Source organism: Bacteroidales bacterium (assembly GCA_022647615.1).
GTDB lineage: Bacteria > Bacteroidota > Bacteroidia > Bacteroidales > UBA932 > Egerieousia.
The window spans coordinates 575,437-602,241 of the sequence record JALCKZ010000001.1; the positions used below are offsets into that span (position 1 = coordinate 575,437).

The window sequence follows — 26,805 nt, forward strand, 5'->3', positions numbered from 1 at the left end:
GGTTGCTCAAAGTTAGGGAATAATGGTTTAACGGCAACAAAGAGAGGCTTTTTTTGTAATTTCGCAGCAGCAAAAGCGGTGCGCGTTTTGCACATGCTGCGGCAGCGGTCCTCTGTACCGCACTTATTGCGGCGGGCAATTTAACTGTCGAGACCTAAAAGAAATTAACAATTTAATACATACGTATATGCAGCAAAACATTGACACTTACAATTTTAAGGGAAAGAAAGTCATCGTCAGAGTTGACTTTAACGTCCCATTGGATGAAAATTTTAAAGTTACCGATGATACAAGAATCAGAGCTGCAATCCCTACTCTTAAGAAAGTTCTTGAGGGCGGCGGAGCATTGATTCTAATGTCTCACCTTGGAAGACCTAAAGGTGTTGCGGATAAGTTCTCTTTGAAGCACATTATTTACAAAATAGAGGAATTGCTGGGAGCTAAAATTGAGTTTGCGCCTGATTGCATGAAGGCTCAGGAGCAGGCTAAAAATTTACAGCCCGGGCAAGTGCTATTGCTTGAGAATCTGAGGTTTTACGCAGAGGAAGAGGGCAAACCAAGAGACCTTGCTGATGACGCTTCTGATGACGTTAAGAAGGCGGCAAAGGCAAAAGTTAAAGAGAGCCAGAAGGAGTTCACAAAGACCCTTGCTTCCTATGCAGATTGCTACATCAATGATGCATTTGGAACAGCACACCGCGCTCATGCTTCTACAGCTTTAATTGCCAAATACTTCCCTAATGATAAAATGTTCGGTTACATTATGCAGAGAGAAATTCTTAACATAGACAAAGTGCTTAAGAATCCTCAGCATCCCGTAACTGCAATTATCGGTGGCTCAAAGGTTTCCTCAAAGATTGGAATCCTTCAGAACCTTTTGGACAAAGTAGATAATATGATTATCGGCGGCGGAATGGCTTTCACATTTGCAAAAGCTCAGGGCGGAAAAATTGGTACTTCAATTTGTGAAGATGACCAGATGCCTTTGGCTCTTGATATTGTAAAAGCTGCTCAGGCTAAGGGAGTTAAACTTTATTTTCCCGACAGTATAGTAGTTGCGGATAAGTTTGACAATGATGCCAAGACTCAGCGCTGCAAGAACTCTGAAGTTCCAGATGGCTGGATGGGAATGGACGCTGCGCAAGATACATTGGACGAGTGGAGAAAAGTTATACTTGCCTCCAAGACAATTCTTTGGAACGGTCCCGTTGGCGTATTTGAGATGCCTAAATTTGCATTTGGAACACTTCAAATTGCAAAGGCGCTTGCAGATGCAACAGCAGCCGGAGCATTCACATTAATTGGCGGCGGAGATTCCGTTGCAGCCATTAATCAGATGGGCTTTGCAGACAAAGTAAGCTACATCTCAACCGGCGGCGGCGCAATGTTGGAATACCTTGAAGGCAAAGACCTTCCGGGCATCGCTGCTATCCGCGAATAGAAATAACAAATAAGAATGATAAACAAAAAAAGACAAGCAAAAGTGCTTGTCTTTTTTTTATTCGCTTGTTTCTCAAGCGAGCTAGCTTTTGCAAGATTGTGCAAAGTTGTGCCACAACTGTCCCCTATCTAATGCACCTTGGTCATCACCACGTTCACCGGAACAGAAAATCCATCCGGCTCTTCCGGCTCACCTACGATATAAGTCCTTGTGCCCTCTCCATTCTGCGGATACCATAAAAGTTTCTCATCTCCGGCCTTTGTGGAGAGCAGTTGAACATATCCGCCATCCTCAAATTTTTTGTATGTCAAATCATCAAAATCCAAGCCAATACGTCTCGCATGCCCTCCATACATATGAATTGGAAAAGACATTCTTGCTCTCCATCCCAATTGCTGCCATTCTAACTGATTATAACACTTCCCTTTCATTTTATCCAAGGCATCCAAAATCACATTAGAATTTTTAGTGTAACAATAACTGCCATAAATCATTATCCTACTGGGACCATTGCTTCCAATTACATTTTTTAATTGAATTGTAAATACCTCATGCGTAGTTGAGTTCTCATATTTCCATATCCCCTCATACACAGATGCAGAATCTGTCGTTGTCTGAGCATAGATTTTAGGGCTAAATAGAATTATAAAAAGTAATAAAACTATTTTTTTCATAATAAATTCTCTCATTTAGTTAAACCATATTTTATTAAACAATCTTTTATTGTAGTATCCCAATATGTACCATCATATGATCCCGAATTATCATAATTCATAAAGTAGTACCCTGTTTCAGGCAGTGGGCTAAGGTAACTCGGATTAAGCGGTACCATCTGATAACCAATTCCAAATTTCGCAAGTTCTTTAAAGACTAAATCATAATTCATGAAATTATGGTTATTAGTATCTGTGATTCCGTTATTTTTTAAAAAATCTCTCCAATGCTGTTTAATATTGTCTGGTGTACCTATTCCACCAAAAGCGCTCTGAAATTTAGACCAATCAGACAATTGTAAATACAGCAGCTCATGATAACCTGCAATAACGTAAGAAAAAGAATATTTGTCAACAGAGAAATTGGCAATCATGTTGTACAATGTATAAAAATCTGATTTGCTCGGAATAACATTATCATCGGGATGCGTGTGGTACATGCCTGTAAATCTCTGGTCTTGGGAATAATGAAATTTAATATCCGTATTTCCACGTACCGGCAAACCACTCATAATACCTCCCAACATATATCCATCTTCCTTATTATCTCTGAACGTGTTTCTTAACAGCGTGTCCAGCATTGATCTTATCTCCCCGTTTCCAAACAGATAAGAAACAATAAAGCAATCCGGATCATCTTTCTTTGAAACATATACAGCATTAACATTATAATTACTAGCAACATCTTCAATAATAGCCACCCTGGAATATTTATGTTCAACCGCATCGCCGTTCCAAAATAAAAACTTGCAATCGCTCCCGTTGTCATTAGCAGCAGGCGAACACCACGTGCCTCCGCGTGAGACAGAATCCTTTCCTGCACCAATTCCGCTGCATGATGAAAAAGAGTATGTTATATAATAGCAACTATTCGGAGCAGGGGCTCCACCACCACCGGCTGTTTGATTCTCATCTTTGCCCTCCGTTGAACATGTTTCCTGCATATGAGCCCTATCATTATGCTCTATCGCCAATTCCAATGCCTTTAACCCCGCACCATTTATCGGATTTGTATGGCTTACATATGCCGTGCACACAATGGTGGCTAACTCACCTCCATCAACCACATCATCAGAATTATCCGTTTTCGTTCTGTTCTTTGTTCCGTTGTATTCTGCCTGTTGCCAAAGCTTGCCGCTATGAACAATTCCTTTCTTGTATATCTCCTCTCTTATATATTCTCCTTCCAATGAGGAATATATGACCAATCCGGTGAAGTTTGGCTTGCTTAAAAAATCGTAATCTTCTCCCTGTGTTTCCACCTGCTTTGATGGTATCATGGTTACAAGATACTCATATCTCTCCCCCTTTTTGTAATTCTCCAGAAGAATGTAGAAACATTTTATTCTCACGATAGAGTCTTTAATGTTTTTTGCACCCTTTGGGGCGCACACTCCGTAAATGCCCTCCTCATTGGATTTGAACGGAACCTGAGTGTATACATATCCGTCTTCTGAAAATATCATCTCCCTGCATCTGTGCCAATCAATAAGAGAATCTACATTGATGTAATAAGTTGTGTCTGAAGATGATGTCTTAGTACCCCCCCCCCGTGGACAAAAGGTTGTACCTGTTAAGATTTACCGGGAGCGTGAACATCCCGTTTGAACCGTATGCCTTGTCATCTTCCCGTGAAGACTGGAAATAGTCTTTGGCACAGGACGATAGAAGACATAATAGTAAAGTTGAACAGAACAGCGCAAGACACTGGCACTTGGAACAACGGTGGAGCAGAGGCATGCGCCGCATTCTTACCGTTATCATATTTGTTTATGTTTAAATGTATGTTAAAGTTAGAAAAAAATTCTTTCCGTTATAGTCAAAAAAAAGTCAATTGTTGCATACCATCGCCGAGCCCACAGCTGAACCCCCTCAGAACGTACAGCTGCACCCTTCACAGAACGCACAGAAAGGCAAAAAGTTAATTACTTAACAATCTGCGTATTATAAGGGTCTGAATTTTTGAGAAAATTAAAAACGCCGTAAGTTCCTGATAGTCAAATAGGGTAATTTTTTGCCTTTCTAGGCCCTTCTGAGCCACATTTTGCAAGCCACTGTAAATCAATCCGTTTTGCAAAGTTGTGCCACAACTGTTCCCTATCTAATGCACCTTGGTCATCACCACGTTCACCGGAACAGAAAATCCATCCGGCTCTTCCGGCTCTCCTACGATATAAGTCCTTACGCCCTCTCCATTCTGCGGATACCACAAAAGTTTCTCAGCTCCGGACTTTGTGGAGAGCAGTTGAACATATCCGCCTGCTTCAAACTTTTTGTATGTCAAATCATGAAAACCCAAACATAACTTTGAAGCACCACCCATACAATATAACGCTATTGGTATTTTGACAGAAACTTCCAAAGGAATACTGTAATATGCTGTTAAATAATTCAATGGCATCTTTATCCCATGTGAATTAACCACCTCTGACGAGTTCTTATAATATGAATATGTTCCCAAATATCCGTAACGGACATTACTTTTACTGTGATCCGTAAATTGAGTTAGCTTAATAATGAAGATTTCTTTTGTTTGAGTATTTTCATATTTCCATGTTCCCTCATAAATATCTAAAGAATCCTTATATGACAAAAGGTTTTGTGCCTTTGCACTTAATCCGCACAATAACATCATACCCAGTACAACTATTATCTTTTTCATAACGGCAGCATGTTTTTTTATCTCGACAGTTTAAGGGTAATGTTCAACGTTTCTGGAACTATCGTGAATCAAATTTAGGTAAACTTTCTTTTTTCTGGAACAACCTCCTCCACAGACACATCCGGAGGATATTTTAAAAACCGCGTAGGAGGCACTTAGATTTGGGTTTTTGACAATATGTTGATTCACATAAAGTTAAGCGATTTGATTTTTCCGATTTTTGATTTTAACAATGCGTTAACACGCACACCATCAATCAATTAACAAAAACCCAAATCTAGACCCTTCTGAGCGATATTTTGAAAGCCCCTGTAAATCAATCAGTTTTTCAAAGTTGTGGCACAACATTGCAAAAAAAACGGGCAGAACAATTCTGCCCGTTTTTTCAATCTTAACTTTCTTATACGATTACCCTATACGGTCATGACCTCTTTCTCTTTGGCCTCAACAATCGTATCAATTTTCTTAGCGTAAGAGTCTGTCATCTTTTGGATTTCATCCTCTGCATCTTTGCAGATATCCTCCTCCAGACCGTCCTTTTTAAATTTCTTATGAGCCTCAACAGCATCACGTCTTGCAGTACGGACGCTCATCTTTGCATTCTCACCGGAAGTACGAGCCTCTTTGCAAAGCTCCTTGCGGCGTTCCTCTGTCAAAGGAGGAATATTAATCCTGACATTTTCTCCGTTGTTGATAGGAGTGAAACCAAGATTGGCATCCATAATCGCCTTAACTATAGGCGCTACCATCTTCTTCTCCCAAGGTTGAATAACAATAGACTTGGGGTCCGGCGTAGAGACGGAAGAAACTTTTGGAATAGCTGTAGGCGTACCGTAGTAATCAACCATAACGTTATTGAAAACAGAAGGATTAGCCTTGCCTGCTCTGAAAGTTTTCAACTCTTCCTCTAGATGCACAACAGCCTTTTCCATTTTGTCTTTGGCCTGTGCAATGCAATTTTTGGAAACAGAAATATCCATAATTATAAGTTTAAATTCTTTTTAATCCCGACAGTTATTTTTTTGCCTCTTCTATAGCAGCCTGCAATTTTGCAAACTCCTCTTTGTCATAACCAACTCCGATGTAAGCAATCTTGCCGTCCTTGCCAATCACATAATTTCTTGGAATTCCGCTTGTTGCAAACATTCCAAAAACTTTGCCGCCATCATCCAGGCCAACAGGGAATTTATATCCCTTAGACTTCATAAACTCCTCAACCTTTGCTTTAGTCTCTCTCTTGCCGTCCATTCTATCAACGCATACAACTGCAAAATCTTTTCCTGCAAATTTCTTTACAATCTCCTCCGGGAATCTTGTAAGTTCCTGTACGCAATAAGGGCACCATGTAGCCCAAAAATTGACCAAGACAACCTTGCCCTTTAAATTATTAATGTTCAATGTTTTACCATTAAGCATAGTAATGGTGAAACTTGGAACTTGTTCGCCAACTTTTACATAGTTGCCGTCTGCGTCCGCATTCTTCTGAGCGGAAGCAATACCTGCCGTAAACAATACAGCTGCCAATAACATCAAAATTTTTCTCATAATATTTTCTTCTTTTATTATTATTCCTTAGAAAAACAGTTACTTATTTCATTGTAACTGTTGTGCCAACCTTCTCTCCCTCAAGCAATTTAGTTAAATTGCCGTGAGTGTTTACATCAAAAACTATGATTGGCATATCGCTCTCTTTGCACATTGCAAAAGCTGTCTGGTCCATAACCTTAAGGTTATCAGCCAGCGCTTTGTCAAATGTTAAAGTATCATATTTCTTTGCTTTTGGATTCTTCTCCGGATCGCTATCATAAACGCCATCTACGCGCGTCCCCTTAAGCAGCGCATCCGCCTCAATCTCACAAGCTCTCAAAGCCGCCGCAGAATCTGTCGTGAAAAAAGGATTACCTGTACCTGCAGTAAAAATTGCAACGCCGCCATTCTCCAAAACCTCAATCGCCTTCTCCTTGCTGTAGTACCTTGCAACAGGTTCCATTGGAAGTGCAGTAAAGACCTCTGCATTCACCCATTTATCCTTAATAAACTGCGCAAGCGCCATACCGTTAATAACTGTCGCGAGCATACCCATCTGGTCCCCCTTTACGCGGTCAAAACCAGCCTTTGTGCCGGCTACGCCGCGGAAGATATTTCCCCCTCCAACTACAATCCCAACCTGAGTTCCGCCTTTTACAGCCTTTGCAATTTCATCCGCATATGCCCTAATAGCGTCAGAATCAAAGCCGGCTCCTTTGGAACCGCCCATGCTCTCTCCGCTAAGTTTTAGTAATACCCTCTTGAATTTCATAACTTTATCCACAAAAATCAACTACGAAAATAATTATTTAGCCCCAAAAATGCAACTTGCGTGCCTATTATTGTTTTTTAGAAACTTAGATTTTATCTTTGCCGCACAAAAATTAGAGAGGTATTATTTATGTCAAATATTTTTACAGAATCTATAGGCAGGAAGCTGGTCATGAGCATAAGCGGGTTGTTTCTTATTTTATTCCTGACAATTCACGCTTCAATTAATAGCTTGTATTTAGTTAGCAGAGAGGCATTTCAGGCAGGATGCGATTTTATGAAACTCCCTTTTATTACAGCTATTGTTCCAATACTGGCTGCCGGATTTATCGTACACATAATATATGCCTTCATCCTTTACATTAGAGATTACAAGGCACGCGGCCCTGTAAGATATGCCGTTGCAAACAAGTCACAATCAGACGGATGGGCTTCCAGGAACATGATTATTCTTGGCTTGCTGATTTTAATTGGAATAGGCTTGCACCTTTATGATTTCTGGGCAAAGATGCAGCTGCAGGAATTTTTGGGAAATGAATCTGCAAAAGGCCCTGAATCTTTGGAGTTTACATTTGGAAACTTGCGCATATACATTATGTACATTCTGTGGTTTGTATGCCTTTGGCTACACCTTAACCACGGTTTCTGGAGCGCATTCCAAACAATAGGCTGGAACAATCAAAATTGGCTTCCTCGCTTAAGGGTCATCGGCATTATTTACTCATCACTTCTTGTCCTGATTTTCATTGCCGTCGCAACAAAAGCGTTCCTGTATTCAAACTGGATGATTTGCTAATAACATTGGTTATTAACTGATAAAGACCATCTAATACCCTTGGCGATACGCCGCTGGGTTTGCATATAATGGTTTCCTGTATTGAACTCAAAGCGAGCATTATATCCTTTCTCCCGATAGTGATTATAGAGCCATAAAGTATTCTCCTCCACTTTGTTAAGAGTTTCATTCTTCACGTGGCTTTCTCTGTCCCCTAGTGATAAATATATTGAGCAAGGGGTGCGCTTCATCTCCGTTTTGCGGACATATTCTATAAAGCCTGGAAACCAGAAAGAACCGGAACCTGATATTATACCGTCAAAAATATCTGTGTTATAGCCAGCCCAAAGTGCAAACAGCCCGGCTAAAGAATACCCTGCTATAAAACGCTTTGTGGCTCCTATATTTCTTTCTACCTCCGGAATAATCTGGGAAACAATAACTTGCATCCACTGAGCCGCCTTGCCTGAACACGGAATATCTCCTGCAAACAATTTCTCAATCGGCCAGGGAGACATATCCGCATTCCAATCCACCCCGTCAATCTCAACCAAAATAAATTTTTTGGTACCTATCTTCCGGCACTGCTCCCACACAATACTCCCCTCATGCTCAAATGTATGCAGATATACAATTGGAGAAGGTGCGTTTTCCTCTCCAAAAATGTTAATCTTCTTTCCAGCTATGTTTAAACTTTTCATTTGCTATGCGAAGATAATTCAAGTTGTGCAAAATTGCATGCTCGTTTCACTCGCATGCAGTACGGCCCGGCACAAAGCGCCGTGCCGTTTTGTGGTATACGTGGCTTCGCCACGGAACTGCACGCTCCGCTTGCCTGTAAACTAGTTTATTACACGAATAAATCCCGCATGATGGAATCTGAAATGAAAAATTTATCTGTCGGGATTTTAATAATAAATTTTTCACGGCCGGAATCATCCTTAAGATTTTCTTGGAGCAGGAGATGTTCATCCTCCAGGCGGGCGATGACGGGCAAGATAATCTTTAGAAGGTCCTTGTTTAACGTGCTTAAATCCAAGCCGTTAATTTGGCGCAGACCAAGCATTATGGATTCATTGAAGATGTCTTTTTCGGTGAGAGTTTCGCCTGAACGGATTTCTTTGGTTTGCGGATTGCAGTAGTTTATAACGTTAGGGAAATTCCACTCTCGTTGATTGTGTCCGTCAAACGAATGGGCACCCGGACCAAGTCCAAGGTAGGGAGTTTTGTTCCAGTAGTTGCTGTTATGCTGTGACTGAAATGGTGAATTGCAGCAAGACTGTGATTGTGAAAATGATGACGCTGGCACCCGGCGTGCAAAGTTGGAAATCTCATATTGGTCATAACCTGCGGCAGAGAGAATATCCTGAAGCATAGCATATTGCGCAGCACATTCATCAGCGCTAAGAGGTTCGTATTTTCCATGATTGGCCAGCGCCTCCAGCGTTGTACCTTCATCTATGCTCAGCTGATAGGCTGAGATGTGGTCCGGCCGCAAAGATGTGATTTTGATTAAATTATATCTCCATTGCTGAGTGGTCAAACCCGCAAAACCAAAAATCAAATCCAGGCTAATGTTGTCAAACCCGGCATCTCTCAAAATGTGATAAGCATTTATTGCATCCGCAGAGGTATGACGGCGATGCATCCATTTAAGATGCTCATCAATAAATGATTGTACGCCCATGCTTATGCGGTTTACTCCAATAGATTTCAGACCGGCAGCATATTCCGGTGTAATATCATCCGGATTAACTTCAACCGTGAATTCAAACTTACCTTCACGCCCTGCAACAAACTTGCCTTCACCTTCCGCAGCAAATTTATCCGCTCCGCCGGCAGGTAATTTTACTTGTGCAGCAAACTGAAAATTCTCTTTGAGACACCGCACAATCTCCTCCAGCTTAGGGATTTGCAGAACAGACGGTGTGCCGCCTCCAAAATACAATGTGCTGATTTTCGCGCCTGCCTCGGAAAAATTTGAGTTAGCATTTTGCTCGGTACCGGCATCAAAAAAATTCCTGCGCCCGGAGATTTCTCTTTTGAGCGCAGGAATATAACTCTCTCTGATTTGCTTATTTATAACTGAATAGAAACCGCAATATATACAGAATGAATTACAAAAAGGGATGTGTACATATATGCCGGCCATCAGTTCAAATCATCTTAACATCTACTCTGCATCAGATGTATCCGTCACCTCAGCTTACTTCAAATAAATTTGAGCTGTTCCAAGCAAGCCGCGGTTTGTATAGGCATCAATTGTATAAACGCCCTTTGTGAATTTTACTCCCGACGGTTCAAAGTATACGCAAACTTCAATCTCGGCTCCTTCATAATCTACCTCTCTGGATGCTGAATAAATCATCTGCTCTCCGCCTGCCGTAAAGACCTGCTGACCACCGTTTGTCATTAAAATTCCATCGGGACCTTTAACCCTGATATACACGGTCATAGGGCCTGTCTTTGCAATAGAATTTTCTACCAGATTCAGGCAGCTCTTTAGCTTCTGAACTCTGCTGCTGCGATTTGTCTCTCTGCCGTTTCCGTTAAGTCCGACAATGTTAAGACCGCGCCCTTTGACAACTGAGCCCTTCTCTACTTGCTTGCCAAGTTCATCCGTTGTTGTCTTAAGGTCATTGTACTTTGTGTTGCTCTCCTGCGCCTCCTGCTTTGCAGCTGCGGTCTCTTTCTTCAGGCTGACATTCAAGGTATTCAAAGAGTCTATCTGTCTGATATAACCTTTCATAATAGACCTCAAAGTTCCAAGTTCGCGCTCATATTTCATCAGCTTTGCCTGGTCGGTTGACTTTGTATTGTTGACTTTCTGAATAAGTTCTGCAACTTTCTCTCTTTCTACCTGAAGCTGAGTATTAATTGTGTCATTCGTGGAGGAAAGATTTGCATAATCGCTCTGCAGCTGTGTCATCTGCTGCGTAAGAGTGGTCTTATCTATCGTGAGTCCGCTAATATCCTGCTTCATAGTATTTTTCTGTACCAGGACATAAATCAAGACTCCCAAAAGTATTGCAGCAACAGCCGCCAGTACTCCAATGATAACTTTGTATTTATTTTCCATAATGATAAAGTATTAACGCTTTGTCTATTTTATTGAGCATTTATGCTATGTATAAAAGATTCCTGCATATATGATGCCGCATACGCAAATGTAAGAATAATAATTTGTACTTTTGCTTAACTAACATACAGAGAATATGAATCAAAACGGCGTAGGGAAATATTTGCTAAGAGTGGTTAAATATTTCATTTTCATTTTTGTCTTTTTTGTAATCCTTATCTGCATCATTTTCTACACATCACAGCATGCAGCGGGACTGACCCCTATGGATATGTTCAAAGGCAATGAAAGAAATTTAATTTTGTTCTTTACAGTCTTCTCATTTGCATATCCTTTCATTGGTTACGGCAAGAGAGAAATTCCAGTTGGAAAACACTATGAGGAGCACAAGACAGAGATTCAAAACATGCTTGCTGAAGCTCACATGAATTTTGTAAGGGAAGATAAAGATTTTGAGGGAAGTACAATGATTTACCATCACAGAAATATGTTTATCCGCTTTATGCGCCTATTTGAGGATGTGCTTACAATTAAATATTCAAATGGCACCGTACTTGTAACAGGAATACGCGCAGATGTTGTCCGCTTCAGCCACAATATTGAGTGGATTATGCAGAAGGCGGAAGAGGATGCTCAGGAAAAAGCTAACGAGAATCAATAATATGAAAGTTGTAAAACATTACACAGATGCTTTTGCAGCAAACATTGCAAAAGGAATGCTTGAGAATGAGGGAATACCGGCAGCGGTACTAAATCAGAATCAGGTATTTGCAGGTCTGCCTACAGACCTGGGCACTATTGACCTGGCGGTAGAAGATGAGAATTATGAACGTGCGCTTAAGCTAATTGAAGCCACTTCCAAAGAGGAATAAAAATCTTCTCCAAATCTGTAAATTAAAGGTTCCCGCAAGAATTTAAAAACGGGGACCTTTTCTTTTGCTCCTTTCTCAAATGCCTCACGGCAAAGGTGTTCCCGGCTTAAGTTTAAAGCATAAAGTCCATTCGAAAGACGTGATACTCTTATAGGATAAAGCCAGCAGGAAATTGGCTTGCGAAATCCGCAACTGCTCTTTTCAACGGCACAAAAAGTATAACCTTTTTCATCTGTAAAAGAGTATGCGCATTCATGCCCGTTAACAAGCGGCGTGACTAAATCCCCGTCAGCATCAATAACGGAAAATCCTTGGTCTTTAATAGTTTGCAAAGAGACTCCGGGCAGATATTTTTTGTAATTTTCAAACTCTTTCTCCAGCAAAGCAGGCTCGCGCGCATCAAGCGGAGCGCCGCTATCTCCAATTACGCAACAACACCCCTTGCATCTAACATAGTCGCAAGAGAAACACTCGGTAATTATTTCCGAGCTTACAAGGCAATCTTTAATTCTGATTATCACCTCTAATTAACGTCAAAATAATCCTTTATGAAGGTATCCTCCTTCAACAGCTTTTCCGTCTCCACATCATGTGTGGTACCATCCATTATAACAGATATCCTATTGCCTGATAAAAGTCCTGCAATAAACTTTGAGAATTCACTCTTGCTTATGCCGGAAAGTTCATTGGAAAAATTATTATAGAAATCTTTTCCCAAAATATAGCGTCTCTCTAATGTGGTCAGCCAGTAGGAATTACCTCTGTTGTTTGAATTAAATTTATCGGCTACTTCATTTGCAAGTTCCTTAAACTGTGCATCTGAAATCCCGCCGTTTGAAACGCCATCAAGCTTTTTTACTATCGCATATTCCAGCTCCGTAGCAGACGTGCTGTCAGTCTCAAAATATGAGCTTGCTACAAAAATATTTTCCGGATAATCTTTAAGATCTGTCGTGATTTTATAATTAGTAGAAAAATGTCTAAGCTCACCGCGATAGGTGTCTTCCAGCAAAGTTTGAGTCATCTCCCCAAGTATCTCATTTCTAATGTTAAACTCGGCTCCGCAAGAGAGCGTAAAATTAACGTATGTACGCGGTACATCCATCTTAAACAAGAATCTTTTATTTACCACGCCTTTGGCAAAATAATTTGGAACAACTATCGCATTCTCTTTCTCCGTTGCATCTCCCGGGATGCTGCCGATATATTTAACTGCATAATCTTTAAATGCCTGTACATCAAAGTTGCCGGCGAAGATGAAAGTAAAGTCAGCCGCATTTGAAAACCTTTGATTAAGGTTATTTAGCATATCCGTGTAGTCATAACCATTAATTTGTTCTGCGGTAATTGGCGCTACAAAATTTTTATTGCTGTTTTGATAATAGTTAACGGTATCCGCAAAAGTTCTCTCCGGAGAAAGTGAGTGATACATAGTATTATACACCATCTTCTGTTTATAAATGTCAAATGCCGCATTATCTTTTCTACGGCTTGTCATGCTCAGATTTAACGCCTGAAATAGTTTCTCAGCATTGGCCGCAATTCCATACCCGTTTATCTCCTCTGTGTTTTGCAAAATTTTAGCAAAAACATTCATGTGGTTATAATCATAAAGACGCTGCATATTTGCCTGAGAAATATTGCCAAGTCCTCCAAGATTTAATACGCCGTTAATAAAATCCTCATTGCCGGAATTCACCCCGGACATTAAAGAAAATCCCCCTTTGCTAACGGCCTTAAAAGCGATTGTGTCTTTAGAATCTGTTGTATGCTTTAGAACAATTGTAGCCCCGTTAGACAAAGTCAACACATAGGCGCCGGTAATTGGATCTTCCGTATCTGAAATAATATTGGCAGCCACAGTTGGAACAACATCCGGCCATTTTAATATAGGAGCATTTTTATACTCAGACGGGCCTTTGCCAAGAGATTCTGTGTATGAGGCTAATACGCGCTCTTTGGAAAGCTGCTCTATCCCCTTTACATCCGGCATGCGGCACGCAATTACTATGTTGTCATTCTGGTCCAGCAAAGCCTTTGCATAACCGTTCAAATCACTAAGATTAAGAGAGAACAAAACCTGCTTCATAATTGCAAACTTCAGCTCTGTGCTGGCTAAAGAATAACCGCCGTAAAAATTATCAAGCGCTCTGTTCAGATAAACATCATTTGGAGCGGAAGCCCTGTTATCATAAAAGTTCTCCAGCCGCCTCCAATAAATCTCTACGGATTTGTTAAACTCCTGATTATTAAATCCAAACTTCCCCATTTTATCTATCTCGCCGCTTATAAAAGCAAGAGATGCGTAAACGGTATTGGGCAGTGTCTCAAATGAAATTGTATACGCGGAACTTTTCTCAACGCCCATGAATTTTCCCGTGCTGATATTAACATTAAAAATCGGCAGACTTTGCTGCACTATTCCCTCCCTTATTCTATCCTGCAGCAAACTTGTGATAGCATCATCCATATACTCCTGAATATAAGGGATATTGGTGGTTTTATATTTTTCAAGCAGAGGCTCTTTTAGAAAACTTATGGAGACAGTTGTCTTATCATACTCTGCATCCTTAAGAAGCACCGCTTTAACTCCGGCAAATTTTTTAGGAATATAATAATCCCTGGTTTCCGGTTTCAGCGGCTTTGGAATAGTGGCAAAAGCTGATTTAATTTGAGTCTCAAGTTTTGCCGGGTCAACATCCCCAACAACAATAACACATTGCAAATCCGGTCTGCACCAATTATAGTAAAACGTACGCAAATCCTTGGAAGATAGATTCTTAATGCTTTTAATGTTGGAAGGGTTTAATTCTCTTCCGTAAGGGCTGTCCGGAAAAACATTTTTTATTTCCTGGTTATCCAGCCTGGAAGAAGCATCCCAATTATTTAGCGCCATATTCACCAAAATTGGTCTTTCTTTCTCCAAGTCATCTTCATCAACATTAATGGAACTCATCCAGTTATAAAGAATCAGCAGAGAAGAATCTATTGTATTTGGCCTCCCGACAGGTATATTTTTTATCAGGTATGTTGTCTCATCTTTGCCGGTGTTAAAAGATATATCATTCCCCTTAACACCAAGGGATTGCAGGTAACTTAAAATTGTAGAACCCTCAAAATTCCTAGTACCTTTTGTAGCAAGCAGTTCCAATAATTTAAAAGAGCCCTCCCTTCCGCTGTTCTCCAGCACGGTTCCCACTTTTTGCGCAACGCAAAAATCGGCTAACCCTTTTTGGGCCTGGTTTTTGATAATGATGTAGGAGAGGCCGTTGGCCAGCGTCCCGGTCTTTACCCTTGGGTCATCCGGAAGTTTAGCCGGGTCTTTTACCTGAGAGAAACTATCGGGAATAAAAAAAAGAGAGAAGAGGACAACTAATATGAATGATTTTTTTCTCATGACATTGCGTATTTTCCTGACATTGCAAAATTAAGAATTTATGGTCTTGTTTGCGTAAGCGCCCATTTTTTTTATTAATTTTGTCTCTAGAGTCTGAGAAAAATTTCAATTGAACGGATAAACCTTTTTAAAATAATAGACACATGAAAAGAATCAACACGTTTTTAATGACACTTGCTCTTGCATTATTCGTATCTGCAGGCGCATTTGCACAGGACATGACTGCAGCAACAGAGGCTTTTAACAAAGCAAAAGATGCATTTACGGCAGGCAATGAAACAGAGGCAGTTACCGGCTTCAATGAAGCAATGAAACTTGCAACCGCCGCAGGAGAAGAGGGGAAACAGATGGTTTCTGATTGCAAAGACATTATCCCAAAGATTCTTCTTCAGGCCGCAACTAAAAAACTGGATGCAAAGGATTATGCCGGCGCACTTGCAGGCTTAGAGGCAACAGTTGCAAAGGCAAAAGAATATGGCGGAACAGAAACAGCTGAATCTGCCGGAGACCTTATCCCTCAGATTACTATGATGCTTGGAGATAATGCTCTAAATGCTAAGAATTTCACAGAAGCAGTTGCTAAATACAAAGAAACTTTGGAGTATACCCCTTCTGATGGAAATGCTTACTTAAGACTTGGAATGGCTTATGCAGCTTCCGGAGATGAAGCATCTGCAGAGGACGCATTTACAAAAGCAAAGGATAACGGACAGGCAGACGCTGCAAATAAACAGCTATCTACCATGTACTTCAACAAGCTTGCATCTGCTTTTCAGGCAAAGAACTATTCTGCAGCAGTTGCAGCAGCAGAAAAAGTTAACAGTTTTGGCACAAATGCACAGGCAAGTCTTTACGGCGGAATGGCTGCAGCTAATATGAAGAGTTATGCAAAGGCTATTTCATTGTTAAAGAAAGCACAGCAAAACTCTACTACTTTCTACTATCTTGCAACATGCTATGAGAAGAGCGGAAGCACTCCAAATGCATGCGCATACTACAAGAGAATTCTAACTGACAAGCAGTTTGGCGCTTTTGCAAAGAGTAAAATTGCTGCTTTGAAATGCAAATAAAACTTGAGCTTTTAGCTCCTGCAAAAAATAAAGAAATCGGTATCGCGGCTATTGACTGCGGTGCCGATTCCGTTTATATAGCGGGCCCAAAATTTGGGGCAAGAGAAGCGGCGGGCAATTCCTTTGAAGATATTGCCAATCTGTGTTCTTATGCTGGAAAATTTGGAGCAAAAGTTTACACAACAATAAATACTATTTTGTATGACTCTGAGCTTCCCCTGGCGGAGGAGTATGCCTGGAGGGCTTATGATGCAGGTTGCAAAGGGATTATAGTCCAGGACTTTGCGCTGCTCAAAATGAATCTTCCGCCAATTCCGCTCTTTGCATCTACTCAAACCGATATCAGAACGCCGGAAAAGGCGGCGCTTCTGGAGGCTCTGGGTTTTAAAAGATTAATTCTTGCAAGGGAACTTTCTATCGGGCAAATAGAAAACATTAGAAAAAAAGTAAAGTGTCAGCTTGAATTTTTTGTGCACGGAGCTTTATGCGTTTGCTACAGCGGACAATGTTATCTCTCAAAATATTTGACAGGGCGCAGCGCAAACCGCGGAGAATGCGCCCAGGCATGCAGGTCAGATTATACTCTGGTAAATGCTGACGGAGAGATAATTGCACGTAACAAGCCGCTCCTTTCACTAAAAGATTTCAATCTATCAAGTCATATTGCAGATTTGGCAAACGCCGGTATAACTTCATTTAAAATAGAGGGGCGTTTAAAAAATATTTCTTACGTAAGAAACATTGTAAGATACTATGATTTAGCAATTAACAAGTTCATAGAAAATAACAATGCCTCTAAAAATTCCTCTGTTATTTACTCAAGGGCTTCCCGCGGAATTTGCAACGGAGGCTTTGCCCCCAATCCTGATGCAACTTTTAACCGCAGCTATACACAGCTGTATATCAACGGTAAACGTGGTGACTGGAACAGCACCGACGGAGCAAAATACATAGGAGAGCCCATCGGGAAAGTGACAAGTATCTCTTATAATCGCGACGGTTTCCTGCAATTTAAGCACAGCGGAAAAAGAATTGTAAATGGCGACGGACTATGTTTCAAAACTCCGGCAGGACAAATCTTGGGAGCCAGGGCAAACAGCAATTCCGGAGATTGGACAATTACCACAGAGAAATTTAGAATATCTTTATATTCAATCATTTACAGAAATTACAGTTTTGAATTTGAGAAAGAGCTGGAGAAAAATCTTCCTCAAAGATTTATTCCTTATGATATTGACGTAACCCCTGGAGAACACTCAGTGAAAATTAAATGTTCGTGGCCGGAGGAGGAGAAATGGGAGTATGAATTCCCTGCGGAGGGGACTGCCGCCGAGAAACCCGAATTTGCTAAACAAAATATAATCAGGCAATTAAGCAAAAGCGGCGGAGTTTGCAGATTTAATGTGAGCAAGGTTCTTGGGGATAATATTTTCTTTTACACTGCGGCTGTTCTTAATGGCATAAGAAGAAATCTTGCTGAAAAAATCGCATGCTCTGAATCTAAAGAGAAGGAGAAATTAAATTGCAATTTAGCATTGGCAAGAGATATTGCGCCGGCCGCCCTTAAAAACTGTTCTGACGGCTCGGACGGGGTCTCATACTTAGCCAATTCATCCAACAAACTATCGGGAGAAATATATAAAGAGCTGGGATTTAAAAAGATAGCTCCAGCCTTTGAAATTTTACAGCCAAAGAAGGCGGTGCTGATGCGGACAAAATATTGTATCAGATACCAGCTTGGGATGTGCCTTAAAAACCCGGGGCAGAAAAATGAAAAACTCTACCTTTTGAACGGGAAAAACAAACTTGAGCTGGAGTTTGACTGCGCCGCTTGTGAAATGCTCATAAAAAAGAGTAATTTTGCAGCAGAGGGCGGAGACGAATAGCAGCTCTCTCACGATAGATGAAATTCTCAGATTTAATAGGACATAAGGAGATTGCGGCAAACTTGAAGAATATGGTGGATAACGACCGTATTCCCCATGCTATTCTGTTTGCTGAGAAGCCTGGGTGCGGAGCGCTTCCCCTTGTGCTTTCTTTGCTGCAGTATATGTTTTGCAAAAACAAAAGATGGGTAGCAGAGCAAGAAGGAGGCGGCCTGTTTGGTGCAGAAACATCTGTTGGAGAAGGAGATACAAGCACGGTGAATGAATCGGCCCCCGATTCTTGCGGAATTTGCGGGGGATGCAAAAAAATGACAGATTTAGTCCATCCGGATGTCCATTTTGTATTTCCAATTAACACATCTCAGCTTGTAGAGAAAGGGAAGAAAGTCTCCATTGACATGTACTATGGATTATTCAGAGAACTTGTGAAAAAAAATCCATACTTTTCTGAGCAAGACTTGTATAGAAAGCTGGGATTGGAAAATAAGCTGGGAATTATTGGAGTATCGGAGGCGACATGGATTATCAACAAATTGAGTTTCAGCGCATACGAGGGAGGAGATAAAGTTGTGCTAATGATGTTCCCGGAGAGAATGAATGCAGAAGCATCTAATAAACTGCTTAAAAATATAGAGGAGCCAAGTCCGGGAACTTTCTTTTTCTTGATTACCAATGATCCCGGGAAAATTATTACAACAATCCGTTCCAGATGCAGATTAGTAGAGGTTCCTCCCGTAGATGAAGAATCTATGACAGAGGGAATTATAAAAAACTTTAAGCTGGACGGCGCAACTGCAAAAATGTGGGCAGAATGTGCTCAGGGGAGTTATGGCAAAGCAGTAGAGCTTATAAGCCAAAGTGATGAGAGCGCGGAAAATTATACCAACTTCATTAACATGCTAAATTTGAGCATTGATAAAAATTTACCCGATTTGCTGACGCTTGGAAACGATATGGCCGCACAGGGAAAGGAGGAGCAGAAGGCATTCTTTATGAACGCTTTAGAGTTGCTGAGAGAGATGTATGCTCTTAAGATGAATTTACCGGAAATTGCATACATGAATCCGGTTCACAAAGAGGAATTAGAAAAAATGAGCCGCAATTTGGATGTGGACTTTTTCCAGATTTGCGCAGAATATTTTAATGACGCCATAAGTTGCATAGAAAGAAACGTGAACGCCAAATTTGTGTTCTGTGATTTATGCGACAGGCTCTATTTAAAAGTTTAATATATGGGAAGTAGCGATAAAAAATACGATTGCCAAAGAGGCTGCGAGGTTTGGAGAACCAAAGAGGGAGAACTTGTATGTTCTTACAATCCAAAATGTTGTGAAAGAAGCGTGTTCAACTGGCTAAGCGGAATTCCGGAGGAAGACATGAAGCTTCTTTTTGAGGTGCGCTTTAAAAATACCAGAAAAGCTATTTTTAAAAATGATTCCGGACAGACGCTGAGAGAGGGGGATATTGTTGTAACAGAGGCACAAAACGGATATGACGTTGGCATTATAACACTGTCGGGACCTGTAATAGCAAGTCAGCTTAAGAGGATGAAAATTGAACCTTCTTCTTTTGAGTTTAAGAAAATTTATAGAAGAGCTAAAGAGGCCGATATTGAGAAATGGCAGGAAGCTATTGCTCGTGAGCATAATACGATGATTCGCTCCAGGCAAATGGCTGCGGACCTTGGACTTAACATGAAGATTGGAGATGTTGAATTCCAAGGCGATGGGTCAAAGGCAATCTTCTATTACATTGCAGATGAGCGCGTAGATTTCAGACAGCTGATTAAAAATTTTGCAGAAGAATTTCATATCAGAATAGAGATGAAGCAGATTGGCGCAAGACAGGAAGCGGGACTGATTGGAGGAATAGGAGTCTGCGGACAGCCGCTTTGCTGTTCTAGATATATGAATGATTTCCAGTCTATTACTACAGCAGCGGCAAGATGCCAGGACCTTTCTTTGAATCCCCAGAAACTTGCAGGCCAGTGCGGAAAACTTAAGTGCTGCATAAATTATGAAGCAGCCATATACGTGGACGCAAGAGAAAGATTGCCAAGAGTAACCGATCCGTTGCGTTTGGAAGACGGAGATGTATATCTTGTTAAGACAGACATTCTTAAGGGAATAATGTGGTTCTCTTATGATGAGCATAGCATGGCCCAGATATTCCCTCTTAAATCACGTGAGGTTAAAGATATTATGGAGATGAATAGGCGCGGAGAAAAGGGAGATTCTTTGATGGAAACACCTGATGAAAAAATACCGGAATTCAAGAGCGCGGCGGGAGAAGACAGCATAACAAGATTTGATGAAGAGCGCAAGAAAAAACGCAACCGCGGAAAAAACAAATGGCACAACCAGAAGCAGTCTCAGCAGCAGCCTCAACAACAGCCAACACAACATTCTGCACAACAACAGCCTGCACAACATCCTGCTCAGCAACAGCCTGCACAACGCCCTGCTCAACAACAGCCTGCACAACGCCCTGCTCAACAGCCTCAAAAATCTTCACAGCAACCAAAAGAAAACAAATAATAATTGCCAAAATTCAAACATATATTTAAAACTATTCCTGTACTTGCTTTTTGCTTATGGGCTTTATGCTCATGCACAGAGCCGTTGAAGGAGTATGACTTTAAAGATTTTGGAATTACAAAAGGCTGGCACAATAACACTTCTGCAAACTTGTCCTTGGACATAAGAGAAGGAATAGCTCCGGGCAAAATTTATCTATGTGCTCAAATACTTAACAATGAGAAGCTTGCAGCAATTGACAGCTTGCCGGTTTTTATTGCTTTTATTTCTCCCGATAGCAAAAAATATTTTGATACCGTTAATCTGCCTTTGAACGTAACGCAAGTAGAAGGCGTATACCGCAAGAGCGGAAGGATAATAGAAATTCAGTGGCCATACATGAATAACATTAATGTAGATATCCCAGGAAGATGGAGAATAATTCTAAGGCACTTATCAAAAAATAATTCTGCGTATGATAATGTGATTGGGATTGGCGTGTCATACAGATAACTGATTATGAGCAGCATAGGCAAATCAGAAAAATTCAGGCAGAATGAAAATTTTAAGTGTCTGCTCCAGCCCTCAATGCAAGAGGTATTCCGTACGGATTATGTATTCAAAGGAAAGTGGAATTCTGATGTTTTCAAAAATAACAATCCCATTACGCTGGAACTTGGCTGCGGCAAAGGAGAATACACAATTGCGCTTGCAGAGAAATATCCTCAAAGAAATTTTATAGGAATAGATATAAAGGGCGCCCGTCTGTGGAAAGGGGCTAAATACGTAGAAAACAATAAATTATCCAATGTGATTTTCATCCGCACAAGCATAGACTTTATAGAGTGGATTTTTGCAAAAGATGAAATAGCTGAGATTTGGATAACGTTTGCAGACCCGCAAATGCAAAGCCCGCGCAAACGATTGACCGGAACTCTTTTTTTACAGCGCTACAATAAGTTCCTTATTCCGGGAGGAATAATTCATCTTAAAACCGACAGCCGCTTTTTGCATGAGTACACAAAAGCCATCGCCGAGCAAAACAAATGCAAGATATTGGCTTGCAGTTCAGATATTTACGCGGAAGCGCAGAAAGGCAACACTCAGAATTTCCCGCCGGAATTGTTAACAGTACAAACTTTTTATGAAAAATTTTTCCTTTCGCAAGGATTAAAAATAACGTATCTTGCTTTTCTGCTTCCTCTTGATATTAAGCAATTTTCAGAACCAGCTTGGAATAAAGATTTTTGGAAATCAGAAGAGGAAAAGGGAAGAACAAAGAAAAATATAAGATAGCAGCGGCAATAACCGGCTGCAATATCGCACTTAATTGTACATCTATTATGACAGACCTTTCAGAAATTATTAATCTAAGACACACTATCCACAGTCACCCTTGCCTATCAGGCAATGAGGGGGAAACAGCAAAAGTAATTGTGGATTTTCTAAAAAAATGCAAACCGGACGAGCTGATGACAAATGTGACCGGCTATGGAATTATAGCCCATTACAAAGGCAAGAAACCCGGACGTAGTTTACTGGTACGCTGTGAGTTAGACGCACTCCCAATTACTGAAAAGTCAGGAGTCCCCTACTCTTCAAAATATAACGGTATCGCTCACTCTTGTGGTCACGACGGTCACATGGCTATATTGTGCGGAGTTGCAAAAACACTTGCAGAATCAAGAGGCAAGAAGAGCAATAATGCGGCAGAATATGGAAATCTGCTAGACAAAGGAGACATCTATTTGCTGTTCCAGGAGGAGGAGGAAATTGGCACAGGGGCAAAAAAAATGGTTGCAGAACTCAAGAAGAAAAAAATGAAATTTGATTATACTCTTGGCCTGCACAATTCCCCGGGACATAAAGAACATCAGATAGTTGTGTTTAATAAAACCTATGCGTGGGCATCTACCGGAATGGAAATTTTAATCAACGGCCACACATCACACGCCGGCAACCCTCAGGATGCAGCCAATCCAACAGATGCTGTGATAAAAATTATAGAGAGCGTAAGAAAACTGGATACGAAAGATGCATTTTCCACAATAGTTAATTTTACTGTCGGGACAAAGGATTACGGCATCACTCCAGGAAACGGAGCGGTAAGAATTACAGCGCGCGCAAATGAAGATGCTAAATTAAAGAGACTTACAGCCGCTATAGAAAAAAGTGCAAAAAAAATTATAGAAGCTGAGAATATCAAATTTGCAAAAACGCACAAAAGTAAAACAGGAAAGAGCGCAGCTAAAAATGCATTCAAATGCATAATTTCATACTCTGATGCATTCCCTGCAACATTAAACAATATTCAGTTTGCAAATCTTGTGGAGAAAGTAGCTAAAAAGCTGGGATACAGTACAAAACATGACCCAATAGGCGAGCATGGTTCAGACGATTACACCTATTTCACACACAACACAAAGGCTACGTTTTTTAACATGGGCGCAGGAGAGAAGCATGCTCCGATTCACACTCCCGGTTTTGATTTTGATGATAATTTAATTGCTGATGGAATAAAAATTATTTGTTCCGTTTTCCAACAAATTCAGCAAACTCGATAAGGTGATTTTTCTCTCTGCTCGGTGGTATAAGAGCAAGCGCATTAACTGCAAGAGAACTCTGTTCCTCTAGTTTCTTTTGCGCATCCTTCAAGCCGTCGTACTTGTATACGAACTTGGTAACTTCCTCAATGATAACTGCTTCATGAGGTTTTATCTGAGTCCCTTTTATTTTTGTGTTCTCTATATTGCCGATAAGTTTGCGAATTCTTTCGGAACTGTCGGGACAATTATCCATAGCACAAAGTAACGGCAAGGTGATTTTTCTCTCCTTTAAATCTGCCCCCGCCATTTTCCCGGTTTTCATTTTTGGAGAGTAATCAAAAATATCATCTCGCATTTGAAAAGCAAGACCAAGATGCTCTGCGTAATGTGTCATTGCCTCAACCACAACCCTTTCTGCTTTTACAGCATAAGCGGCACTCTTAATTGTCGCCTTAAACAAACTTGCGGTTTTGCGCTCTATGATATCATAATAATCCTGTTCGCTCGTATCCAAAGATTCCGCCTTGCTCATCTGAATCATCTCACCTTCAGCCATTTTCTGAACCGCATCTGTAAAACAGCCAAGAATTTTGCTGCCGCATTTTGTAGTAAGAATGTGCAGCGCTCTGGCAAGCCAGAAGTCTCCCGACAGAACTGAAGCGGCTGCGGAAAATTGAGCATTTATAGAGGGAACGCCGCGTCTCATATCGGCATCATCCGCAACATCATCATGCATAAGTGTTGCATTATGAATCATCTCTGCAACAACTGCACAATAATAACTCAGAGGAACCAAAGTTCCGCAAGCTTTTCCCGCTATAAGAGAAAGAACAGGTCTAAGCTCTTTTCCCTCATTAGCAATTATATATGAGTTAATTCTGGATAGAAGCACATCTTCACTCTGCACAGCCACTGAAAGCGTCTGCCTATACTTTTTGAAATCAGAGCCAAGCTCTTTTTTTGCATCTTCTAAATCCGTCATTATAAGGGATATTCAGCTAATTAGCCACCATTAAAACTTCCGAGTTATTGCAACTTGGATTGCTAAAAAATGTATGCGATAGAGAATTCAAGACCTCTCCCCTTGGACTGCTTAAGCTCCTTGTAGCTGGAATAAGTCGTACCGTCCGTATTGCCCATTTTATTGAAATCCCAATTGTATCTTCCGCTTATTTGCAGTTTCCAAACATCCAGTCCGGCTCCAACTCCTATGCCGGTGTTTGCCTTATGCAAGTCGCCAAAATCTGCACCATTTGTAAATTTCTTCCCCATCAAAAAGTTCATGTACGGAACTACTTGAACATAAGGGCGTACTAGCATCAAATTTGGTCCCCACTGAATGCTTACGGGTACCTGAAGATATTTTAAATTATATTTATCCTTGGATGTCGCGGTTGTACCGGCGTTGTTCTCCAACTTTGTATTCCTCTCTACATAAAGCAGTTCCGGTTGGATTGCAAACCCCATCGGCAAATTAATTTTATACAAGACGCCAGCCTGGAAACCAAGATTACTGTGCATATCATAGTGTTCCAAATCGCTAAGCTGATTTGTATAGATTCCTGCTTTGATACCAAGACCGGTCTGCGCTCCTGCAGGCACAGCAGCCAAAATGCATGCTGTCAGCGCAATACATAGAACTTTCAAGGGTGTTTTCATAACGCAATTCTTTTAAGAGTTGTAATTATTTAATTACCTGTCGCGACAAATACTTTGCCGCACTAACATTTGCAACAATCAAAGCCCGGTGCAAACCTTTGCAGCCGCACAAATGATCCGTTGCTTATAGAAGAGCTTTTAACTTCTCCTCAATAGCCGCCTTTGGGTTTGAACCTACAAGCTTATCTTTAATCTCTCCGTTCTTAAAGAACAAAAGAGTAGGAATGTTTCTAATACCGTAGTTTGCAGGAGCTTCAGAGGCCTCATCTACATTGCATTTAGCAACCACAACCTTTCCGTCATACTCCTTTGCAAGTTCTTCAACAATAGGACTTATCATGCGGCAAGGACCACACCATGTTGCCCAAAAATCTACCATAACGGGAAGTTTGCTCTCCAGAACAACCTCCTTAAAATTAGCATCTCCAACTGTTACTTCCATAATTGAAAAATTAATGATTGTTAATTATAAATTCTTTTGTGTTTCTGTTTCAAAAACAGAGCCAATTTTCAGTTGCTAAATTAGTATTATTTTCTCAGAAATTGTAAATTTGTTATGTTAAAAATATAAGGTATTAATATTCAGTATATATTCGCTGACACATAATATTTACCAAGGCAAAAAAAATTACACTATAAATTTTAATAACATGTATAAAGATTTTCAAGCACATCTTAAATCAGAAATAAAATCCATTAAGGATGCTGGTTTGTATAAAGATGAGAGAATTATAACATCCCCTCAGCGCGCCGATATTACAGTTAAAGGCGGGAAGAAAGTTTTAAACTTTTGCGCTAACAACTATCTGGGACTATCTGATAATCCAAGACTTATCAAGGCTGCCAAAGCTGCCATGGATAAGAGAGGATACGGAATGTCATCTGTCCGCTTCATTTGCGGAACAGGAGATCTTCAGAAAGAGCTGGAGAAAAAAATTGCAGAATTTTTTGGAACAGAGGACACTATCCTTTACACTTCTTGCTTTGATGCAAACGGCGGAGTATTTGAGCCCCTATTCACAGAAGAAGATGCCATTATTTCAGACTCCCTTAACCACGCTTCAATCATAGACGGCGTAAGACTTTGCAAGGCTGTCCGCTACAGATATGCAAACGCAGATATGAAAGAGCTGGAGAAATGTCTAAAACAGGCTCAGAAACAGCGCTATAGAATCATTGTCTCCGACGGTGTATTCTCTATGGACGGCAACGTTACGCCTCTTGACCAGATGTACAAGCTGGCTCAGAAGTACAATGCAATGATTATGGTAGATGAGTCTCACTCCGCTGGAGTTGTAGGAAAAACCGGACGCGGTACTACAGAACTTCATCACCTGAGAGGCAAGATTGAAATCCTTACCGGAACACTTGGCAAATCCTTTGGCGGTGCAGTCGGCGGATTTGTAACAGGCAAGAAAGAGATAGTTGAGCTATTGCGCCAACGCTCAAGACCTTATCTATTCTCAAACTCAATCCCTCCAATGGTTGCTGCTGCCGGAATAGAGATGTTCAACATGATGAGCAAGACCAACAAACTGCAGGATAAACTTCATGCAAATACAAAATACTTTGTAGAGAAAATGAAGAAGGCCGGCTTTGATATAAAGCCTACACAATCTGCAATTTGCGCAATCATGCTTTATGATGCAAAATTGTCTCAGCAGATGGCTGCAAAACTTCTGGATGAAGGAATCTATGTTGTAGGATTCTACTATCCTGTTGTTCCTAAGGACCTTGCAAGAATCCGCGTACAGGTTTCCGCAGGCCACAGCAAAGCACAGCTGGACCGCGCCGTTGCCGCCTTCACAAAGATTGGCAAGCAGCTTGGGGTTTTGAAAAAATAACCCGGCAGGTTAACGCGGTGGTTGAACGCGGTTTAACACAATGTTTA

The 26,805-nt window shown here is 40.8% G+C and carries 26 protein-coding genes; 12 read left to right on the plus strand and 14 right to left on the minus strand.

Annotated elements, in window-relative coordinates; all coding sequences use genetic code 11:
• Nucleotides 1-187 precede the first annotated feature (187 nt).
• Complete coding sequence (locus tag LKM37_02465) at nt 188-1,441, plus strand: phosphoglycerate kinase (protein MCI1719877.1); 1,254 nt, start codon at nt 188-190, stop codon at nt 1,439-1,441.
• A gap of 128 nt (nt 1,442-1,569) precedes the next feature.
• Here the strand turns inward: LKM37_02465 and LKM37_02470 are convergent, their stop codons facing one another.
• The 6 genes from LKM37_02470 to pyrH form a co-directional block, all read right to left on the minus strand.
• A complete protein-coding gene (locus LKM37_02470; protein MCI1719878.1) occupies nt 1,570-2,115 on the minus strand; it encodes a hypothetical protein in 546 nt (181 codons plus the stop codon).
• 11 nt (nt 2,116-2,126) lie between these two features.
• Nucleotides 2,127-3,620: a hypothetical protein gene (locus LKM37_02475; GenBank protein MCI1719879.1), complete on the minus strand. Its 1,494-nt coding sequence runs from the start codon at nt 3,618-3,620 to the stop codon at nt 2,127-2,129.
• 635 nt (nt 3,621-4,255) lie between these two features.
• On the minus strand, nt 4,256-4,816 hold the full coding sequence (locus LKM37_02480) for a hypothetical protein (protein MCI1719880.1): 561 nt from the start codon (nt 4,814-4,816) through the stop codon (nt 4,256-4,258).
• 413 nt (nt 4,817-5,229) lie between these two features.
• Nucleotides 5,230-5,796: a ribosome recycling factor gene (gene frr, locus LKM37_02485; protein ID MCI1719881.1), complete on the minus strand. Its 567-nt coding sequence runs from the start codon at nt 5,794-5,796 to the stop codon at nt 5,230-5,232.
• Nucleotides 5,797-5,830: 34 nt separating this feature from the next.
• Nucleotides 5,831-6,361, minus strand: coding sequence for a TlpA family protein disulfide reductase (locus tag LKM37_02490; GenBank protein MCI1719882.1), 531 nt, complete (start codon nt 6,359-6,361; stop codon nt 5,831-5,833).
• Nucleotides 6,362-6,404: 43 nt separating this feature from the next.
• Nucleotides 6,405-7,115 carry a UMP kinase gene (pyrH, locus tag LKM37_02495; protein ID MCI1719883.1) on the minus strand — a complete coding sequence of 237 codons (711 nt, stop codon included), beginning with the start codon at nt 7,113-7,115 and terminating at the stop codon, nt 6,405-6,407.
• A 129-nt stretch (nt 7,116-7,244) separates the two neighbouring features.
• On the opposite strand from pyrH, the gene LKM37_02500 reads away from it, so the two are divergent.
• The gene (locus LKM37_02500) at nt 7,245-7,910 is read left to right on the plus strand and encodes a succinate dehydrogenase cytochrome b subunit (protein MCI1719884.1); all 666 of its coding nucleotides are present in this window, start codon (nt 7,245-7,247) and stop codon (nt 7,908-7,910) included.
• On the opposite strand, the gene LKM37_02505 is transcribed toward LKM37_02500, so the two are convergent.
• The 3 genes from LKM37_02505 to LKM37_02515 all read right to left on the minus strand — a co-directional run bounded on the left by LKM37_02505 (nt 7,907) and on the right by LKM37_02515 (nt 10,968).
• The gene (locus LKM37_02505) at nt 7,907-8,590 is read right to left on the minus strand and encodes an alpha/beta hydrolase-fold protein (protein ID MCI1719885.1); all 684 of its coding nucleotides are present in this window, start codon (nt 8,588-8,590) and stop codon (nt 7,907-7,909) included. The two genes, LKM37_02500 and LKM37_02505, sit on opposite strands and share 4 nt — an antisense overlap.
• 149 nt (nt 8,591-8,739) lie before the next feature.
• Nucleotides 8,740-10,041, minus strand: a complete 1,302-nt coding sequence (locus LKM37_02510; GenBank protein MCI1719886.1) for a coproporphyrinogen III oxidase family protein — start codon at nt 10,039-10,041, stop codon at nt 8,740-8,742.
• Nucleotides 10,042-10,095: 54 nt separating this feature from the next.
• A complete protein-coding gene (locus tag LKM37_02515; GenBank protein MCI1719887.1) occupies nt 10,096-10,968 on the minus strand; it encodes a hypothetical protein in 873 nt (290 codons plus the stop codon).
• 136 nt (nt 10,969-11,104) lie between these two features.
• On the opposite strand from LKM37_02515, the gene LKM37_02520 reads away from it, so the two are divergent.
• Entirely contained in the window at nt 11,105-11,629 is a 525-nt protein-coding gene (locus LKM37_02520; protein ID MCI1719888.1) for a hypothetical protein, read from the plus strand.
• Nucleotide 11,630: 1 nt separating this feature from the next.
• Nucleotides 11,631-11,840: a DUF2007 domain-containing protein gene (locus tag LKM37_02525; GenBank protein ID MCI1719889.1), complete on the plus strand. Its 210-nt coding sequence runs from the start codon at nt 11,631-11,633 to the stop codon at nt 11,838-11,840.
• On the opposite strand, the gene LKM37_02530 is transcribed toward LKM37_02525, so the two are convergent.
• Together LKM37_02530 and LKM37_02535 are read right to left on the minus strand one after the other, a co-directional pair.
• Entirely contained in the window at nt 11,792-12,358 is a 567-nt protein-coding gene (locus LKM37_02530) for a DUF3109 family protein (protein ID MCI1719890.1), read from the minus strand. The two genes, LKM37_02525 and LKM37_02530, sit on opposite strands and share 49 nt — an antisense overlap.
• A 5-nt stretch (nt 12,359-12,363) precedes the next feature.
• Nucleotides 12,364-15,237: an insulinase family protein gene (locus tag LKM37_02535; protein MCI1719891.1), complete on the minus strand. Its 2,874-nt coding sequence runs from the start codon at nt 15,235-15,237 to the stop codon at nt 12,364-12,366.
• A gap of 143 nt (nt 15,238-15,380) precedes the next feature.
• Between LKM37_02535 and LKM37_02540 the strand changes: the two genes are divergently transcribed.
• The 7 genes from LKM37_02540 to LKM37_02570 are packed head-to-tail and all read left to right on the plus strand — an operon-like array spanning nt 15,381 to nt 23,273.
• Nucleotides 15,381-16,307 (plus strand): tetratricopeptide repeat protein, encoded by a 927-nt coding sequence (locus LKM37_02540; protein MCI1719892.1) that lies wholly within the window; start codon nt 15,381-15,383, stop codon nt 16,305-16,307.
• Complete coding sequence (locus LKM37_02545; GenBank protein ID MCI1719893.1) at nt 16,298-18,193, plus strand: U32 family peptidase; 1,896 nt, start codon at nt 16,298-16,300, stop codon at nt 18,191-18,193. The genes LKM37_02540 and LKM37_02545 overlap by 10 nt, the downstream gene beginning before the upstream one ends.
• A 17-nt stretch (nt 18,194-18,210) precedes the next feature.
• Nucleotides 18,211-19,422, plus strand: a complete 1,212-nt coding sequence (locus tag LKM37_02550; GenBank protein ID MCI1719894.1) for a hypothetical protein — start codon at nt 18,211-18,213, stop codon at nt 19,420-19,422.
• 3 nt (nt 19,423-19,425) lie between these two features.
• Nucleotides 19,426-20,730: a hypothetical protein gene (locus LKM37_02555; GenBank protein ID MCI1719895.1), complete on the plus strand. Its 1,305-nt coding sequence runs from the start codon at nt 19,426-19,428 to the stop codon at nt 20,728-20,730.
• Nucleotides 20,731-20,733: 3 nt separating this feature from the next.
• Nucleotides 20,734-21,222 (plus strand): hypothetical protein, encoded by a 489-nt coding sequence (locus LKM37_02560; protein ID MCI1719896.1) that lies wholly within the window; start codon nt 20,734-20,736, stop codon nt 21,220-21,222.
• Between the two features lie 6 nt (nt 21,223-21,228).
• A complete protein-coding gene (trmB, locus tag LKM37_02565; GenBank protein ID MCI1719897.1) occupies nt 21,229-22,005 on the plus strand; it encodes a tRNA (guanosine(46)-N7)-methyltransferase TrmB in 777 nt (258 codons plus the stop codon).
• Nucleotides 21,957-23,273: an amidohydrolase gene (locus LKM37_02570; GenBank protein MCI1719898.1), complete on the plus strand. Its 1,317-nt coding sequence runs from the start codon at nt 21,957-21,959 to the stop codon at nt 23,271-23,273. The genes trmB and LKM37_02570 overlap by 49 nt, the downstream gene beginning before the upstream one ends.
• Here LKM37_02570 and LKM37_02575 read toward each other — a convergent pair.
• From LKM37_02575 to trxA, 3 genes are all read right to left on the minus strand, one after another.
• Nucleotides 23,233-24,237 (minus strand): polyprenyl synthetase family protein, encoded by a 1,005-nt coding sequence (locus LKM37_02575; protein MCI1719899.1) that lies wholly within the window; start codon nt 24,235-24,237, stop codon nt 23,233-23,235. The two genes, LKM37_02570 and LKM37_02575, sit on opposite strands and share 41 nt — an antisense overlap.
• A gap of 62 nt (nt 24,238-24,299) precedes the next feature.
• Entirely contained in the window at nt 24,300-24,914 is a 615-nt protein-coding gene (locus LKM37_02580) for a PorT family protein (GenBank protein ID MCI1719900.1), read from the minus strand.
• A gap of 124 nt (nt 24,915-25,038) precedes the next feature.
• Entirely contained in the window at nt 25,039-25,356 is a 318-nt protein-coding gene (gene trxA, locus LKM37_02585; GenBank protein MCI1719901.1) for a thioredoxin, read from the minus strand.
• A gap of 208 nt (nt 25,357-25,564) precedes the next feature.
• Here trxA and kbl point away from each other — a divergent pair, with 208 nt between their 5' ends.
• On the plus strand, nt 25,565-26,758 hold the full coding sequence (gene kbl, locus LKM37_02590; GenBank protein MCI1719902.1) for a glycine C-acetyltransferase: 1,194 nt from the start codon (nt 25,565-25,567) through the stop codon (nt 26,756-26,758).
• Nucleotides 26,759-26,805 lie beyond the last annotated feature (47 nt).

What these genes read in the sequence shown, in the direction of transcription:
- LKM37_02465 (MCI1719877.1), top strand. Translation starts at nt 188, where the DNA reads ATGCAGCAAAACATTGACACTTACAATTTTAAGGGAAAGAAAGTCATC.
- LKM37_02470 (MCI1719878.1), bottom strand. Translation starts at nt 2,115, where the DNA reads ATGAAAAAAATAGTTTTATTACTTTTTATAATTCTATTTAGCCCTAAA.
- LKM37_02475 (MCI1719879.1), bottom strand. Translation starts at nt 3,620, where the DNA reads ATGATATTTTCAGAAGACGGATATGTATACACTCAGGTTCCGTTCAAA.
- LKM37_02480 (MCI1719880.1), bottom strand. Translation starts at nt 4,816, where the DNA reads ATGAAAAAGATAATAGTTGTACTGGGTATGATGTTATTGTGCGGATTA.
- frr (MCI1719881.1), bottom strand. Translation starts at nt 5,796, where the DNA reads ATGGATATTTCTGTTTCCAAAAATTGCATTGCACAGGCCAAAGACAAA.
- LKM37_02490 (MCI1719882.1), bottom strand. Translation starts at nt 6,361, where the DNA reads ATGAGAAAAATTTTGATGTTATTGGCAGCTGTATTGTTTACGGCAGGT.
- pyrH (MCI1719883.1), bottom strand. Translation starts at nt 7,115, where the DNA reads ATGAAATTCAAGAGGGTATTACTAAAACTTAGCGGAGAGAGCATGGGC.
- LKM37_02500 (MCI1719884.1), top strand. Translation starts at nt 7,245, where the DNA reads ATGTCAAATATTTTTACAGAATCTATAGGCAGGAAGCTGGTCATGAGC.
- LKM37_02505 (MCI1719885.1), bottom strand. Translation starts at nt 8,590, where the DNA reads ATGAAAAGTTTAAACATAGCTGGAAAGAAGATTAACATTTTTGGAGAG.
- LKM37_02510 (MCI1719886.1), bottom strand. Translation starts at nt 10,041, where the DNA reads ATGGCCGGCATATATGTACACATCCCTTTTTGTAATTCATTCTGTATA.
- LKM37_02515 (MCI1719887.1), bottom strand. Translation starts at nt 10,968, where the DNA reads ATGGAAAATAAATACAAAGTTATCATTGGAGTACTGGCGGCTGTTGCT.
- LKM37_02520 (MCI1719888.1), top strand. Translation starts at nt 11,105, where the DNA reads ATGAATCAAAACGGCGTAGGGAAATATTTGCTAAGAGTGGTTAAATAT.
- LKM37_02525 (MCI1719889.1), top strand. Translation starts at nt 11,631, where the DNA reads ATGAAAGTTGTAAAACATTACACAGATGCTTTTGCAGCAAACATTGCA.
- LKM37_02535 (MCI1719891.1), bottom strand. Translation starts at nt 15,237, where the DNA reads ATGAGAAAAAAATCATTCATATTAGTTGTCCTCTTCTCTCTTTTTTTT.
- LKM37_02540 (MCI1719892.1), top strand. Translation starts at nt 15,381, where the DNA reads ATGAAAAGAATCAACACGTTTTTAATGACACTTGCTCTTGCATTATTC.
- LKM37_02545 (MCI1719893.1), top strand. Translation starts at nt 16,298, where the DNA reads ATGCAAATAAAACTTGAGCTTTTAGCTCCTGCAAAAAATAAAGAAATC.
- LKM37_02550 (MCI1719894.1), top strand. Translation starts at nt 18,211, where the DNA reads ATGAAATTCTCAGATTTAATAGGACATAAGGAGATTGCGGCAAACTTG.
- LKM37_02555 (MCI1719895.1), top strand. Translation starts at nt 19,426, where the DNA reads ATGGGAAGTAGCGATAAAAAATACGATTGCCAAAGAGGCTGCGAGGTT.
- trmB (MCI1719897.1), top strand. Translation starts at nt 21,229, where the DNA reads ATGAGCAGCATAGGCAAATCAGAAAAATTCAGGCAGAATGAAAATTTT.
- LKM37_02575 (MCI1719899.1), bottom strand. Translation starts at nt 24,237, where the DNA reads ATGACGGATTTAGAAGATGCAAAAAAAGAGCTTGGCTCTGATTTCAAA.
- LKM37_02580 (MCI1719900.1), bottom strand. Translation starts at nt 24,914, where the DNA reads ATGAAAACACCCTTGAAAGTTCTATGTATTGCGCTGACAGCATGCATT.
- trxA (MCI1719901.1), bottom strand. Translation starts at nt 25,356, where the DNA reads ATGGAAGTAACAGTTGGAGATGCTAATTTTAAGGAGGTTGTTCTGGAG.
- kbl (MCI1719902.1), top strand. Translation starts at nt 25,565, where the DNA reads ATGTATAAAGATTTTCAAGCACATCTTAAATCAGAAATAAAATCCATT.